This is a genomic window from Ruegeria atlantica (assembly GCF_013032505.1).
Classification (GTDB): domain Bacteria; phylum Pseudomonadota; class Alphaproteobacteria; order Rhodobacterales; family Rhodobacteraceae; genus Ruegeria; species Ruegeria atlantica_F.
In genome coordinates this window covers 110,921-125,273 of record NZ_WQCG01000006.1, presented here as the reverse complement: position 1 = coordinate 125,273, position 14,353 = coordinate 110,921, and the positions used below count along the sequence as shown (strand labels likewise).

16 protein-coding genes are annotated in these 14,353 nt (G+C 57.8%); 9 read left to right on the top strand and 7 right to left on the bottom strand.

Features of this window, described 5'->3' with window-relative positions; genetic code table 11:
- The first annotated feature begins 74 nt into the window (after positions 1–74).
- The 3 genes from GOW92_RS19360 to GOW92_RS19350 are packed head-to-tail and all read left to right on the top strand — an operon-like array spanning position 75 to position 2,157.
- On the top strand, positions 75–818 hold the full coding sequence (locus GOW92_RS19360) for an SDR family oxidoreductase (protein WP_170563553.1): 744 nt from the start codon (positions 75–77) through the stop codon (positions 816–818).
- On the top strand, positions 815–1,423 hold the full coding sequence (locus GOW92_RS19355; protein WP_170563549.1) for an enoyl-CoA hydratase/isomerase family protein: 609 nt from the start codon (positions 815–817) through the stop codon (positions 1,421–1,423). Before GOW92_RS19360 ends, GOW92_RS19355 begins: the two co-directional genes overlap by 4 nt.
- A complete protein-coding gene (locus GOW92_RS19350; RefSeq protein ID WP_170563546.1) occupies positions 1,420–2,157 on the top strand; it encodes a VOC family protein in 738 nt (245 codons plus the stop codon). Before GOW92_RS19355 ends, GOW92_RS19350 begins: the two co-directional genes overlap by 4 nt.
- Here the strand turns inward: GOW92_RS19350 and GOW92_RS19345 are convergent, their stop codons facing one another.
- Positions 2,158–2,454 (bottom strand): HNH endonuclease, encoded by a 297-nt coding sequence (locus tag GOW92_RS19345; RefSeq protein WP_170563543.1) that lies wholly within the window; start codon positions 2,452–2,454, stop codon positions 2,158–2,160.
- Positions 2,455–2,502: 48 nt separating this feature from the next.
- Here GOW92_RS19345 and GOW92_RS19340 point away from each other — a divergent pair, with 48 nt between their 5' ends.
- A complete protein-coding gene (locus tag GOW92_RS19340) occupies positions 2,503–3,687 on the top strand; it encodes a TIGR03862 family flavoprotein (protein WP_170563540.1) in 1,185 nt (394 codons plus the stop codon).
- On the opposite strand, the gene holA is transcribed toward GOW92_RS19340, so the two are convergent.
- The 4 genes from holA to GOW92_RS19320 all read right to left on the bottom strand — a co-directional run bounded on the left by holA (position 3,684) and on the right by GOW92_RS19320 (position 8,300).
- Complete coding sequence (gene holA / locus GOW92_RS19335; protein WP_170563535.1) at positions 3,684–4,712, bottom strand: DNA polymerase III subunit delta; 1,029 nt, start codon at positions 4,710–4,712, stop codon at positions 3,684–3,686. The two genes, GOW92_RS19340 and holA, sit on opposite strands and share 4 nt — an antisense overlap.
- Positions 4,709–5,200, bottom strand: a complete 492-nt coding sequence (gene lptE / locus GOW92_RS19330) for an LPS assembly lipoprotein LptE (RefSeq protein ID WP_170563533.1) — start codon at positions 5,198–5,200, stop codon at positions 4,709–4,711. The genes holA and lptE overlap by 4 nt, the downstream gene beginning before the upstream one ends.
- The gene (gene leuS / locus GOW92_RS19325) at positions 5,187–7,739 is read right to left on the bottom strand and encodes a leucine--tRNA ligase (protein ID WP_170563530.1); all 2,553 of its coding nucleotides are present in this window, start codon (positions 7,737–7,739) and stop codon (positions 5,187–5,189) included. The genes lptE and leuS overlap by 14 nt, the downstream gene beginning before the upstream one ends.
- A gap of 72 nt (positions 7,740–7,811) precedes the next feature.
- Positions 7,812–8,300 (bottom strand): DUF3576 domain-containing protein, encoded by a 489-nt coding sequence (locus GOW92_RS19320; RefSeq protein WP_170563528.1) that lies wholly within the window; start codon positions 8,298–8,300, stop codon positions 7,812–7,814.
- 282 nt (positions 8,301–8,582) lie between these two features.
- Here GOW92_RS19320 and GOW92_RS19315 point away from each other — a divergent pair, with 282 nt between their 5' ends.
- Both GOW92_RS19315 and GOW92_RS19310 read left to right on the top strand, forming a co-directional pair.
- The gene (locus GOW92_RS19315) at positions 8,583–9,608 is read left to right on the top strand and encodes a porin (protein ID WP_170563526.1); all 1,026 of its coding nucleotides are present in this window, start codon (positions 8,583–8,585) and stop codon (positions 9,606–9,608) included.
- 106 nt (positions 9,609–9,714) lie between these two features.
- A complete protein-coding gene (locus GOW92_RS19310; RefSeq protein ID WP_170563524.1) occupies positions 9,715–10,374 on the top strand; it encodes a YggS family pyridoxal phosphate-dependent enzyme in 660 nt (219 codons plus the stop codon).
- On the opposite strand, the gene GOW92_RS19305 is transcribed toward GOW92_RS19310, so the two are convergent.
- Together GOW92_RS19305 and ribA are read right to left on the bottom strand one after the other, a co-directional pair.
- The gene (locus GOW92_RS19305; RefSeq protein ID WP_170563522.1) at positions 10,358–10,858 is read right to left on the bottom strand and encodes a L,D-transpeptidase family protein; all 501 of its coding nucleotides are present in this window, start codon (positions 10,856–10,858) and stop codon (positions 10,358–10,360) included. The two genes, GOW92_RS19310 and GOW92_RS19305, sit on opposite strands and share 17 nt — an antisense overlap.
- Positions 10,855–11,949 (bottom strand): GTP cyclohydrolase II, encoded by a 1,095-nt coding sequence (ribA, locus tag GOW92_RS19300; protein ID WP_170563520.1) that lies wholly within the window; start codon positions 11,947–11,949, stop codon positions 10,855–10,857. The genes GOW92_RS19305 and ribA overlap by 4 nt, the downstream gene beginning before the upstream one ends.
- Positions 11,950–12,110: 161 nt before the next feature.
- Here ribA and GOW92_RS19295 point away from each other — a divergent pair, with 161 nt between their 5' ends.
- The 3 genes from GOW92_RS19295 (at position 12,111) to GOW92_RS19285 (ending at position 14,337) form a co-directional block, all read left to right on the top strand.
- Positions 12,111–12,797, top strand: coding sequence for a response regulator transcription factor (locus tag GOW92_RS19295; RefSeq protein ID WP_170563518.1), 687 nt, complete (start codon positions 12,111–12,113; stop codon positions 12,795–12,797).
- A gap of 291 nt (positions 12,798–13,088) precedes the next feature.
- Positions 13,089–13,466: a hypothetical protein gene (locus GOW92_RS19290; RefSeq protein WP_170563516.1), complete on the top strand. Its 378-nt coding sequence runs from the start codon at positions 13,089–13,091 to the stop codon at positions 13,464–13,466.
- Positions 13,467–13,548: 82 nt separating this feature from the next.
- On the top strand, positions 13,549–14,337 hold the full coding sequence (locus GOW92_RS19285) for an exodeoxyribonuclease III (RefSeq protein WP_170563514.1): 789 nt from the start codon (positions 13,549–13,551) through the stop codon (positions 14,335–14,337).
- The last annotated feature ends 16 nt before the right edge of the window (positions 14,338–14,353 follow it).

The following is a 14,353-nucleotide window of genomic DNA, read 5'->3' as shown; positions in this document are numbered from 1 at the left end:
AAGGGCTGGACCCTTTCCCCCTTCGCGCGGTAAGCATTCACACAAATTCAAACCGTTGGAGGTATAGGAACCAAATGCAGGGGAAAACCGTACTGATAACCGGGGCAAGCCGCGGCATCGGAGCAGAGGCAGGGCGCCTTTTTGCCGCAGCAGGTGCAAACGTGGCGCTGGTCGCGCGTAGCCGCGATCAGATCGCCGCATTGGCATCTGCGCTGGGCGAAAACGCAATCGCACTGGAATGTGACGTCAGTGATTTTGCGCAGGTCGAACAGGCCGTTGCTGATTGCGTCGACCGCTTTGGTGGTTTGGATGTTCTGATTGGGAATGCTGGTGTCATTGACCCGATCTTCCATCTCTCAAATGCGGATGTCGCGGCCTGGGACAAGGCGATCGACATAAACCTCAAGGGTGTGTTCTACGGAATGCGCGCAGCCCTGCCCATCATGCGCGCAGCAGGCGGGGGCACCGTGCTGACCGTATCATCAGGCGCGGCCTCGAACCCGGTCGAGGCATGGAGCCACTATTGTGCCTCCAAGGCCGGTGCAAAAATGCTGACGGAATGCCTCCATCTTGAGGAATCGTTGCACGGAATCCGCGCCATGGGTCTGTCCCCGGGCACCGTGGCGACGGATATGCAGCGGGTCATCAAGACAAGCGGTATCAACGCCGTCAGCCAGTTGGACTGGAGCGATCATATTCCTGCCGATTGGCCAGCCAAGGCGCTGCTGTGGATGTGCACGGAGGATGCCGATGAATTTTTGGGCTCCGAAATCTCGCTGCGGCGCGAAGATATTCGACAAAGGGTTGGGTTGACGTGATCGAACTGAACAAAGAAGACGGGTTGTGGATCGTCACCCTAAACAACCCCGGCAAAGCTAACGCGTTGACCGGGGCGATGTTGACCGAATTGGCCGAGATTGCCGAAGCCGCTACCGAGGCGCGCGCGTTTATCCTGACCGGAGCGGGCAGCGTGTTCAGCGCCGGGGCCGATCTGGCCGAGGCGCGCGCCGGGCTTGCAACCTCGGACGTATGGGAGCGTTTGTCGGGTGCGATCGCTGCCCTGCCATGCCTGACCGTTGCCGCTTTGAATGGCACTTTGGCCGGCGGCGCGAACGGGATGGTGCTCGCATGTGACATTCGAATTGCGGTCCCGTCCGCCAAGTTTTTTTACCCTGTGATGAAGCTGGGCTTTCTGCCGCAACCGTCCGATCCTGTGCGCATGTCGGCGCTGATAGGGCCGTCACGCACCAAGTTGGTCCTGATGGCCGGGCAAAAGATCACCGCCGATGAGGCCTATGCCTTTGGCCTGGTGGATCGGGTGGTGGCACCGGACAAACTTATGCAAACTGCGCGCGAGCTGGTCGCTGACAGCGTCGCCGCCGATCCAAGGATCGCGGCAGGAATCGCCGGGCTGTGCGCATGAGGCTATCTGGTTTGCGACTGCGCGTCGCTGATCCCGAAAAGTTGAGTGATTTCTATTCGAATGTCCTTGGTATGTCAGTTCGGGACCAGGGTGTGTGCCTGCGCATGGGTTATCCCGGGCAAGACGCCGATTTGTTGCTGATGCCCGGCGGCGGGGGCTACACCCATGACACAGGCCAACGCTATTGGAAAATCGGCATAACCGTACCGGATGTCGATCTGGCCGCAGCATTCCTGCGTGAAAAGGGAATAGAGGTTTCGGTCCCGAAGCAGTTTCTGGACATCGGGTATATGTGCCATCTCAAAGACTCCGAAGGATTTGTAATCGAACTGCTTCAGCATGATTTCGAAGGCAACCGGCCCCCAAACGCAGCAGATCCGAGCGATCCGTTTGCGCAGGCTTGTATCGGCCAGATCACCCTGCGAACCGGAAATATAGCAGCAGAGGATGCATTTTGCCGCGCCAACGGTATGCGTTTGCTTTCGGTGCAAGACATTGATCAATACGGCTTTGATCTGCATTTTTACGCGTTTACCGACGATGTTCCGCCACACGCTGACTTGTGGGCAGTGGAAAACCGCGAATGGCTATGGAAACGCCCCTACACAACGTTGGAGTTCCAACACGTCGAAGGCGTCAGGTTCGCCAATGTGCCCGATTATCGCGGTTTGGAGTTTCAGGGGCTTGCCGCGCCGACGCGGGACGCGTTTGGCGACCCGGTTAATCCCGGCTGATCAACGCCCGCGCCGCTTGCCCGGAACCTTCGACCGAAACCCGGGCGGGCGTTTGCGGACCCAATTCAGGAATTTTTCCAGCCGAGGGTGGGCGCGCAGTGCCTCCACAGTGTTGAATTCACGAGCCAATTCAGCCTCTGTCAGGGTCGCGTGCACCTCTTTATGGCAGATCTGGTGCAGCAGGACGGTGGGTCCGCCCTTGCCCCCTTTGAGTTTTGGGATCAGATGGTGCAGGCTTCCGCCCCCATCCGGGATCGGACGGCGGCAGAGCGGGCAGATCGGATCGCTGTTCGTCATCACACAGGTAAGGTTGCGCCGCGTGGCGCGAAAGGCAAGAGGGCAGGGATGGCACAGGCACTGGTGATCGGCGGAGGACCCGCAGGCCTGATAGCAGCTGAAGAACTGGCCAAAGCTGGGCATTCCGTTGTGGTGGCAGATGCCAAACCTTCGGTAGCGCGGAAATTCCTGATGGCCGGGAAATCCGGGCTGAACCTGACCAAGGACGAGCCGTTTGAGACTTTGCTGAAGTCCTATGGTGCGGCCGCCGACTGGTTACGACCAATGATTGCCGAATTCGATGCCTCAGAGGTGCAAACATGGGCGCGGGGGCTGGGGCAAGAACTGTTCACAGGCTCGACCGGGCGGGTGTTTCCAGTGTCGATGAAAGCCTCTCCGCTGTTGCGGGCGTGGTTGGCGCGGCTTGCAGATGCGGGTGTGCAGGTCAGAACACGCTGGCGCTGGGTCGGTTGGGACGGTGCCCAATCCGTTTTCGATACGGACGAAGGCAGGCAAAGCCTGAGCCCCGATGTGACGGTTCTGGCGATGGGCGGGGCAAGCTGGTCACGGTTGGGCTCAGACGGCGTCTGGGCGGATGTGCTGCAAGATAATGGCGTGCCCCTCGCACAATTTGCACCTGCAAACTCGGCCATTTCCGTCGACTGGAGCCCTCATATGCAGCCGCATTTCGGCGCGGCTTTGAAATCGGTGCAGTGGATGGCGGGAGAGTTCGAAAGTCGCGGCGAGGCTGTTATTTCCGCAACCGGGCTGGAGGGCGGTGGATTATATTCGCTGACCCCGGCCCTGCGTGCAGGGGCGGACCTTTTTGTCGATCTTGTGCCTGATGTCACGGCAACGACTCTGCAGGACCGACTGGCGGCAAAGAGCTCGAAAACCACCGTTTCGCAGTGGTTGAAAAAGTCGCTTAAACTGCAGCCGCAAAAGATCGCCCTGTTTCATGAGATGTCAAAACGCTGTGCATTGCCGAAGGGACAAGAGGCAAATGCGCTGAAGCAACTGCCAATCTACGGTGCGGGTTTGCGCCCGATGGATGAGGCTATTTCTACGGCCGGGGGCATACAAAGCGGCGCATTTAATGAAGGGCTCATGCTGACAAAACGTCCCGGAGTGTTCTGCGCGGGTGAAATGCTGGATTGGGAGGCCCCGACCGGGGGCTATCTGCTGACGGCCTGCCTGGCGACCGGCCGCTGGGCCGGGCGCGCGGCTGCCGATTGGCTGGATCAAAGCAATTAGCGGGTGCGCGCCAGCATTGCCAAACGGATCATGGCGCGTTCGACCAACGCCATGGCCGGTGCCGTTTGCCCCGCAGAACGCAGCGAAAGGTCCGTATCAGTGAGAACGGTCAATGCGGTCTGCAATTTTTGCGCACCCCACCCCTGAGCTTGGCGCAAAATGCGGTCGCGACGCTTTCCATAAACCGGGGGGCGCAGCTTGCCGATGCCCTGCGCTGCTCCGCCCGGGTCGGATGCACACGCATATAAGGTGCGGAAATGCCGCGTCGCACCGATGCACAGGCTGACCGCATTGGTTCCCTGCGATTGCAGCCGACGAATCAACGGGCCTATTTCACCGGCACGGCCTTCGGCAACCACGTTCAGGACATCGTCCAGTGCTGCCTCGGTCGAGCGGGGCGCGCAGGCTTCGACGTCTTCTATGGTCAAATCGGAACTGTCGCCGCGCTTGTAAAGCGACAGTTTTTCAATCGTTTGTGCAAAGTCACCGGGGCTGATGCCCGATGCCAGCTCGGCAATAGCTGACATCGAATCGTTGGGAATTTTCCTCAAACCGGCCTCAGACAGAACTCGTTCTACCTCAGCCCGCGATGGAGGGTCGTCATAGATGCCGACTGCATAGGCCGAGCGGTGTGCTTCGAACGCTTTGCGGATTTTAGAACTGGCCTTTAGCTGTCCGGCGGTGACGATGATCTGGGCGTCCCCGGGCGTCCAATCTTCCAGTGCCCCAAGGATTGCGGGGGCTGCCGCGTCGGTTGTGTCTTCGACGAACACAGCGCGAGGACCGGGAAAGAACCCGACCGCTTTGACCGCATCCAGCAACAAGGCCGGATCGCTTCGCAGATCGCTTCCAGGCAGGCGGGTCAGCCGCATCTCTTCTTCGGCATTGGCTCCCAGAAGCGCCGCCAGAACCTGCTGACGCTTCAGTGCCACCCGCATTGCATCCGCACCGTAGATCAACAGCCCGGTCTTGTCCGCGTCGGGTTTCGAGAAGTACCCCTCGGCCTCGCGCGGGTTTAGCTTCATGTGGACAGGCCTGGTGCGGCGTAAAGGCGGCTGATGATCTGATCAGACAGAATCACCATCAGGCGTTGCGTAGCATCCCGCTCATCAGCCAAGGTGGACACGGTGGAACCAGCGGCTGAATACCCCACGAAGTCCGTCACTGTACCCGAAGCAACTACTTGCCCAGTCGCATTCGACCGAAGCGAATAACTGGCCGTTCCGTTGATGGTAAGACGGTTGGTTTCGTTCGTGGTGGTGATCGACGCCGCCACGGTCTGAGTCACGACGGATACATCCAGACTGTACTCACTGCCGGACGTCGCGCTGCGGCCAAGCTTTTGCTCCAGATCTTCGACCAGAAGAAAGCTGCCGACTGTGCTGGGCGCGGACACTTCCACCCGACCGAAAAGAGCCGAGCCAGAACCTCCCGGAGCGTACACGGGTTCAAAACCGCAAGCGGCAAGCGCCAGCGGCATTAACAACAAGGTTCTGCGATTAAACGACGACATTCACAATCCGGCCCGGTACAACGATCACTTTCTTGGGTGCAGCGCCATCCAGCGCCTTTTGCACAGCTTCGGTGCTCAGCGCGATTTTTTCAACCTCGTCCTTGGGCATGTCCTTGCCCACGCTGATTTCCGCACGGCGCTTGCCGTTAATCTGGATCGGCAGGGTGACGGTGTCGTCAACCAGCATGGCTTCGTCCGCAACCGGCCATGGTGCCGTGGCAACCAGTCCTTCGCCACCCAGCAGCAGCCAAAGTTCCTCGGACAGGTGCGGGGTCATCGGCGACATCAGCTGTGCCAGTGTTTTGGCGGCTTCGCGCTTGGCTGCGGTGCCTGCCTTGGATTTGGCCAGTGTGTTGGTGAACGCATAGAGCTTGGCAATCGAGGCGTTGAAGCCGAACGATTCGACCCCGCCTGTGACGTCCTGGATGGCTTTGTGCATCTCGCGCAGGAGGGTTTCATCCTCGGCATTGGCCGGAACGTTGGATTCGGCGATTTCCGATGCGATTCGATGCACACGGCTAAGGTGCTTGAATGCAGCCTCGGCCCCTGAAGCTGTCCATTCTACGTCCCGTTCGGGCGGCGAATCGGACAATACGAACCAGCGCGCAGTATCCGCGCCGAAGGCCGAAATGATGCTGACTGGATCCACGACGTTTTTCTTGGACTTCGACATCTTTGCCGAGGGGATGATCTCGACCTCGGTGCCGTCAGCCAGTTTGCCGTCGGTCACATCTTCGGGCAGGTGATAGACCGGACGGCCATTGGCATCGCGGGTCTGGTAGATCTCATGTGTCACCATGCCTTGGGTGAACAGCGCATTGAACGGCTCAATGGCTTTTTTCGGCAAATGGCCGGTGATGTTCATCGCACGAGCGAAGAATCGCGAATAAAGCAAGTGCAGAATCGCGTGCTCAATTCCGCCGATATACTGGTCGACGTTCATCCAGTATTCAGCTTCAGCCAGATTAGTGGGCGTTTCGGCATGCGGCGCAGTGAAACGCGCAAAATACCAGGACGAATCGACGAATGTGTCCATCGTGTCGGTTTCGCGCTTGGCAGGCGCGCCGCACGACGGACATGGGGTATCCCGCCAATTGGGATGGCGGTCCAGTGGGTTGCCGGGGATCGAGAAGTCGATGGGTTTGCCGTTGCCATCGTCATAGGGCAATTGAATCGGCAGGTTCTCTTTCTTCTCGGGCACCGTCCCGCATTTTTCGCAGTGCACGACGGGAATCGGGCAACCCCAGTAGCGCTGGCGGCTCAAGCCCCAGTCGCGCAGGCGGAATTTGGTAACGCCTTCGCCCCAACCGGCCTTTTCAGCGAAATCGACGGTGGCATTGATCGCCTCGTCACCTGTGGCCTCTGTCAGACCAGCAAAATGGTTCACCCAGCGGACTTTTTCAGTTTTGGGCGGTACAAAGGCGATCTTGTCGACTGGTGTGTCATCATCCAGGGCAAAGAAGGTATCGACCACCGGCAGGCCGTATTTGCGGCAAAAGTCGAGGTCGCGCTGATCATGCGCCGGGCAGGCAAAGATCGCGCCGGTGCCGTAATCCATCAGGATGAAATTTGCGATCCAGACCGGCAGTTCCCAGTTCGGGTCCAGCGGGTGTTTGACCTTGATGCCAGTGTCATAACCCAGCTTTTCGGCGGTCTCGATGGCCTCTTCCGTGGTTCCTCCCTTGCGGCATTCGGAAACGAATTCAGCAACTTCCGGGTTTTCGGCCTCAAGTTTCTTGGCAATCGGATGATCTGGCGAAATGCCGACAAAGGACGCGCCCAACAGTGTATCGGGGCGTGTCGTATAGACGGTGATCGGCTCGTCGCCATCGGTGCGTTCGAACCCGAATTGCAGACCACGTGATTTTCCGATCCAGTTTTCCTGCATCAGACGCACTTTGGCTGGCCAATTGTCCAGCGTATCCAGCGCGTCGAGCAATTCCTCGGAATAGTCGGAGATCTTAAAGAACCACTGGGTCAGCTCGCGGCGCTCAACCAACGCGCCCGAGCGCCAGCCGCGGCCGTTTTCTACCTGTTCATTTGCCAGAACGGTCATGTCGACCGGGTCCCAGTTCACCACAGCGTTTTTGCGATAAACCAATCCGGCATCGAGCATATCCAGGAACAAAGCCTGCTGTTGGCCATAATATTCAGGGTCACAGGTGGCGAATTCGCGGGACCAGTCAATGGACAGACCCAACGGCTTCATCTGTCCGCGCATGTCGGCGATATTGCTGTACGTCCAGTCTTTGGGGTGTCCGCCAATGGCCATAGCAGCGTTTTCTGCTGGCATCCCAAAGGCATCCCAGCCCATCGGGTGCAGCACGTTATGGCCGGTTGCCAGCTTGTGCCGAGCAATGACATCACCCATCGTATAGTTGCGCACATGTCCCATATGGATGCGGCCAGACGGATAGGGGAACATCTCAAGCACATAGTATTTCGGCTTGTCCGCCTTGTGGTTGGCGGTGAAGATCCCGGCCTTGTCCCAGGCCTCTTGCCATTTTGCTTCGATTTCGGTGGCCGAGTAGCGCGACATTGTGCGGTCCTTCGTGAATGAAAACGCCGGGCGTGAACCCGGCGTGGTAATATTGCGATTTTTAGCGGGTGGCTAGAGTTTGTTGTCCGCAATGCGCAACTGACGTGCGCGGTTTAGGATCGCATCCTCGACCGCCCGCGCCGTTGCAGCGCTGACTGGAGAGCCACCGCTGCTCTGCAGCGCAACTGACAGCGAGCGCGCGGCAAGGGCCGGATCGCTAATATGTACGGTTGCGCGGTAAGAGCGTCCGCCACCCGGCGGTGTGCCGTAACCTGTTACGATCACGCCGGTAAATGGGTCGACTTCCTGAATTGGCAGGAAATTCAGAACATCCAGCGAGGCGGCCCACAGATACCGATTCACATTGACGATCTGTTCGGCATTGCCGCGATCGAACACATCCCAGATAGATGTGCGGTTCGGATCGTTCAGCTCTCGTTCTTCTGTGCGCGTGCTATCCGTATACAGTAATGCGGGATTCGGAGCTGTACTTTGATTCTGTCCGCAGGCCGACACGGCAGCAGTCATTAAGATCAAACCGAAAATCGTCTGCGGGCGCATTGTCGACTGGTCCTGTTCCACTTGGTCTACTTTGTTAGGTGTTACTCCTAGACAAGGTCCAGTTCAGCAACAACCCTATTCTTATTACACATGTCAGTGTGGGCAGCAGTTTAGCCCCCAAATATCGACTGTGGCATCCTTGCACCAATTTGGGGTCAATGCGGCCATCACATTTAAGGCAAGCTTGCGCTTTGGGGGTAATCCGAGCGAAACGGTTCCCGTGCTGAGACATGTGCTGAGGCATATGTCGAGTAGAAAAACTTTGAAACCGAGGGAAACAAGATGAAAAAAGTTCTCTTCGCATCGACCGCTCTGATTGCAACCGCAAGCGTTGCAGCGGCCGACGTTAAATTCAGCGGCTACGGTCGTTTTGGTATTGGCTACCTTGAAGACCGTACCGGTACTGTTAACAACTTCACCACAGATGCAAACGGCGACATCGTCGCTGATGGCACCGCGACCGTCGACACCGACAACACCATCCTGGTCTCGCGCTTCCGTCTGAACATCGACGGCACCGCAGAAACCGATGGCGGCGTTGAGTTCTCGGCTCGTGTTCGTCTGCAGGCTGACGAAAATGCCGGCAACGGCGAAGCCGGCTCGGCTGGCCTGAACGGCGCACGTTTCTCGGTCATCTACGGTGGTCTGCGTGTTGACGCCGGCAACGTTGCTGGTTCGTTCGACAACCTGGCAAACTACTACGGTAACGAGCCTGGTCTGGAAAGCTTCATCGGCCAGTACTCGGGCGTTGACTATAGCTTCCTGGCTTACTCGTCGACCGGTTCGGGTTCGAACGCTGTGTTCTTCCAGTACGCAGTTGGCGACTTCGCTTTCGGCGCGTCCTACGACCAGGCAACCATCGCATTTGATAGCGTGCCTCAGGATGCAGACCGTTGGGATATCAGCGTAACCTACAACTTCAACAACATCACCGCTGCACTGGCCTATGGTCAGACCAAGGCGAACGTGAACAGCAGCAGCGAAAAGCAGTCGCTGACCGTTCTGACCCTGGGCGCAGAATTCGGTGACTTCTCGGGTACACTGTTCGTAGCTGACGATGACGTTGTAAACGACGATCGCAACGGCACCGCATACGGTCTGTCGCTGGCCTATAACCTGGGCGCGGCAACCACTCTGACCGCCGCTTACGGTGACGGTTCGGCGGATGACGACCTGCAGCAGTATGGTATCGGCGTTAAGTACGACCTGGGCGGCGGCGCATCGCTGCGCGGTGGTCTGGGCCAACAGAAGCGTGGCGACGGCGACAGCCAAGTACGTGCTGACTTCGGTGCTCAGTTCAACTTCTAAGTTGATCTGAACCACAAAGTTTAAGGGCAGGTCTTCGGACCTGCCCTTTTCTTTTGCGCGGACTTGGTGTTTTTCTGCCCTCAAAGCAGAGAGAGAGAGGAATTCCATGTCGCTGCACGACATCACTGCCCGCATTATCAAGGCCGAATCCGCTGCTGGACGGCTTCCAGGGTCGACAAAACTGATCGCGGTTTCAAAGGTGCAACCGAATGAGCGTGTTGAGGCTGTGCTGAGCGAGGGCCACCGTTGTTTCGGAGAAAACCGTGTGCAGGAAGCGGCTGGCAAGTGGCCGGACTTTAAGGTGCAGTTCGAAGGGGTTGACCTGCATTTGATCGGGCCGCTGCAAACCAACAAGGCCCGGCAGGCGATGGAGCTGTTTGACGCGATTCATTCTGTGGATCGGCCCAAGCTGGCCAAAACACTTGCGCGGTTGGCGCAAGAGCTTGGCCACTGCCCGGATGTTTTCATCCAGGTCAACACCGGAGAAGAAGAGCAGAAAGCGGGGATCATGCCGGTTGATGCAGATGCCTTCATCGCCGAGTGTCGGGATCTGGACTTGCCGGTTCAGGGGTTGATGGCAATCCCGCCGGTTGAAGAAGAACCTTCGTTGCATTTTGCGTTGCTGGCTAAAATCGCCAAGCGCAATGGGTTGCAGGGCTTGTCGATGGGGATGAGCAGTGATTTCGAACAGGCGATCGCATTGGGTGCCACCCATGTTCGCGTGGGGTCCGCCATCTTTGGCGAGCGGGTCAAGCCTGCGGGATAATCAAACGCGAACCGGGGGAGACCCTGCGCGCGATCCAATGCAGATGGTCGCGGCGAAACGCGACGCAGCCTTCGGTCGGATAGCCGGGGCGTCTCCACTGGTGGAGGAAAATGGCGGACCCGCGACCCGCTACAGAGTTAGGCCAGTTCCAGTCGGTTATCAGAACAAGATCATACAACGGATCCGCGCGCCGCAGCTTTTCGTGGCTGTGCCCATAGGGCGCGCTGACCAACTGATTGTATCGACTGTCTTCGCTGTCATCCGACCATAGATCGCCTGGGCCGATGGGAATAGCCCAGGAGCTGGGTGCAGCCAGCCTGTCAGGCCGAAATAGCATGCCGACAATACTGTGCACACCGATTGGCGTTGCCCCGTCGCCTTCGCGCTTATCACGCGTCAGGCCGCCTTTACCAATCGAGCATGGAAAAAGGCGCCCGGCAAAACGCAGGCCGCGTGGCGTCAGAACTAAATCGTCTGGCGTCACAGCAGATGGCCTGATTTCGCGGCTTTGGTCGCCAGATATCCTCGGTTATGAGCGGTTTCACCCACTTTCAGGGGGACCCTTTCGGTCACCGCGATGCCCGTCTTTTCCATCATCGCGATTTTCGCCGGGTTGTTCGTCAGCAAGCGGACCGAGGAAAAACCAAGCTCTTTCAGGATGTCCGAGCCCAGTCGAAAATCACGTTCATCATCTTCGAATCCCAGGCGGTGATTTGCCTCGACCGTGTCAAAGCCCTGATCCTGAAGGAAATAAGCCCGCATTTTGTTGGCAAGGCCGATGCCGCGTCCTTCCTGATTGAGGTACAGCAACACGCCCGCGCCCTCGGACCCCATTTGGGCAAGCGCCCCACGCAGCTGCGGCCCGCAATCGCATTTCAAGCTGCCCATCAGATCGCCAGTGAAACAGGCCGAATGCAACCGGGCCAAAACTGGCTTGCTTCGGTCCGGACGGCCTATTTCCACGGCGTAATGTTCTTCTCCGCCATCTTCAGGGCGGAAAACATGCAGGCGACCGGCCTCGGACACTTCCATCGGTAGGCGTGCGGCGGCAATGGCGTGCAGCGCGCTGCGGTCCGCCAGATGCGGCGCGGCGCGGGTGTGGTCGATACAAGTCAGCCCGTGTGTCGCTGCGAAAGTGTGACCGTCCTCGATGGGAACAACCACAGCAGCAGGCAAAAGGCGCGCGGATTTCGTCAATGCGATGGCAATGCGATGCAGGTTGGCATTGCCCTGACGCTCGGACATCAACGGACCTTTCATGGGGGTATTCAGATCATCTGAGGGGTCAGCAACCGCCTGTACCCAAGCGAGGTCGGTGTCCGGCGGGATAATCACCCGTGCAAGATCGCCATCATAGGCGCGTGCTTTAAGCGTTTCAGCGCGTCTTACGGTGACTGCGACAACAGGCTGACCTTCGAAGTTTCGCAAATCTGCCAGCCGCTGGGCGCTCAATGTCTCAGACGCAATCGCTATGACGCTGAACCCGCTGTCATCGGTCAAAACAACCGGAACGCCCATCCGCAAGTCCGCACGTGCCCGCGCCAGCAATTCCGAGATATCGGGGATAAGACTCATCTGTGTTACCCTATAACGTGTTGGCCTTCGTCTAACCCGAATGGATGGAAAAGTGAAACAATTCCTCTGCGTCAGACACGAGGGCGTGAGACCATTGCAGTAAATCTTGTTGATTGCATCTTCCGCACGCAAATGGTGGAAAAGGCTTAGGAGGACCGGACATGGCTCAGCTCAAGAAAATCCTGCTGGTGGATGACGATGAAGACCTGCGCGAGGCGCTCAGCGAGCAACTTGTGATGACCGAGGACTTCGACGTGTTCGAAGCCCATGACGGTCAATCCGCGATGGAGCGCGCACGCGAGGCTATTTATGACCTGGTCATTCTGGACGTTGGTCTGCCGGACACCGACGGTCGTGAGCTGTGCCGCCTGATGCGCAAACAAGGCGTCAAAAGCCCGATCCTGATGCTGACAGGCCATGACAGCGACGCGGATACCATTCTTGGTCTGGACGCAGGCGCTAATGATTATGTCTCTAAGCCGTTTAAATTCCCGGTCCTGCTGGCTCGTATCCGCGCACAGCTGCGTCAGCATGAGCAATCAGAGGACGCGGTCTTTGTGCTGGGGCCGTATACCTTCAAGCCTGCGATGAAGATGTTGATCACCGAAGAGGATCGCAAGATCCGTCTGACCGAGAAAGAGACCAACATTCTCAAGTTCCTGTATCGCTCGGCAGATGGTGTGGTTGCCCGCGATGTGCTGCTGCACGAGGTCTGGGGCTATAACGCTGGTGTCACCACACATACGCTTGAAACCCACATCTATCGTTTGCGCCAAAAGATCGAACCCGACCCATCGAACGCGCGCCTTTTGGTCACAGAATCGGGCGGATATCGCTTGGTTTCGTAACTCCGGGTGGATTGACGTGGATCAAAGTGATACTCTGGATGTGTAATTAGATTACTCCCAACCCGCGCATGTCCGGGTTATGACATGCACCTCCCTGTTGGACTGCCGGGCCTTATGGCCCGGCTTTTTTTGTCCCCCAAGCGAACTTCTACGACTCTTGGAGCATCCATTCTTGACGGTTTTGATGCTAGCTGAGAGTGTGTCGTTTGATTAAGGCTCATGTTTAAGTTGAAGGGGTGATAGCTTTTGGCGGGAACAAGTACGAAGCCACTCCCGGCTCTGGAAAACGGGATGTCATGGTGGGTAGTTGAAAGTAAGCGTCTCAATCTAAGTACGGAGACAACGTTTCGGGTTTTCGAAGCGGTAATTGCAAATTCCAAAGAACAAGCAATTCATCATGCGAAAATCTCGGATTCGCGACTTAACACTGCATTGATGAACGCAGCGATACGCAGAGGGGACATCGAAGGCCAAGATGAATGGCAACCAATCAGTCAACTGGTCGAACGCCTGTCAATTCTTCCAGTTCTGACCCAAGAAGAAATAGCCGCATTTGACCCGGTGTTGCTTGGCATGCTGCTTGAACATGAATTCTTCATTGACGAGTTCTCTGAAGACCCTGAAATGGCAGTCGGTGGGGGAATATATGACTATGAGCCACCTAATTAGGTCGCTCATACATTGTATTTCCGATGGCCCATCCTCTCCGACCACGCTAACCTCCGCCCAACCCGCGACAGAGGAATCCCCCATGCCTTTCACCCTTGCCACCTGGAACATCAACTCGGTCCGCCTGCGCGAGCCTATCGTGCTGAAATTGCTGCAGGAAGAGGCCCCGGATGTCCTGTGTTTGCAGGAGTGCAAGTCGCCGGTCGAGAAAATCCCGACCGAAGGGTTTGCAGAACTGGGATACACCCACATGGTTGCAAGGGGCCAGAAGGGGTACAACGGCGTCGCCATCCTGTCGCGCCTGCCGATGGAAGAGGTCGGCGATAAGGATTTCGCGGGGCTCGGGCACGCGCGCCACATTGCGGGGCGATTGGAAAATGGTGTCACCATTCACAATTTCTATGTCCCCGCCGGTGGCGACATCCCGGACCGTGAAAAGAACGAGAAGTTCGGGCAGAAGCTCGACTACCTCACGGATATGCGCGATTGGTTCCATGCCGAAAAGCCCGAAAAGTCCATTCTGGTTGGCGATCTGAACATCGCACCGCGCGAGGACGACGTCTGGTCGCATAAGCAACTTCTCAAGGTTGTCTCACACACGCCGATCGAGGTTGAGGCGCTGGCCGAAACGCAGGACGCAGGCGGCTGGATTGACATCACCCGTCAGGATATCCCCGAAGGGCAACTGTACAGTTGGTGGTCCTACCGCGCCCGCGATTGGGACGCGGCGGATAAGGGTCGGCGTCTGGATCATGTCTGGGCCACGCCGGATATTTCCAACGCGGGCCACTCAAGCCGCGTTCTGCGTGATGCGCGTGGGTGGGAAAAACCCAGTGACCACGCACCGGTCTTTGCGACATTCGACCTTTGACTCTGCAACTCTCCCC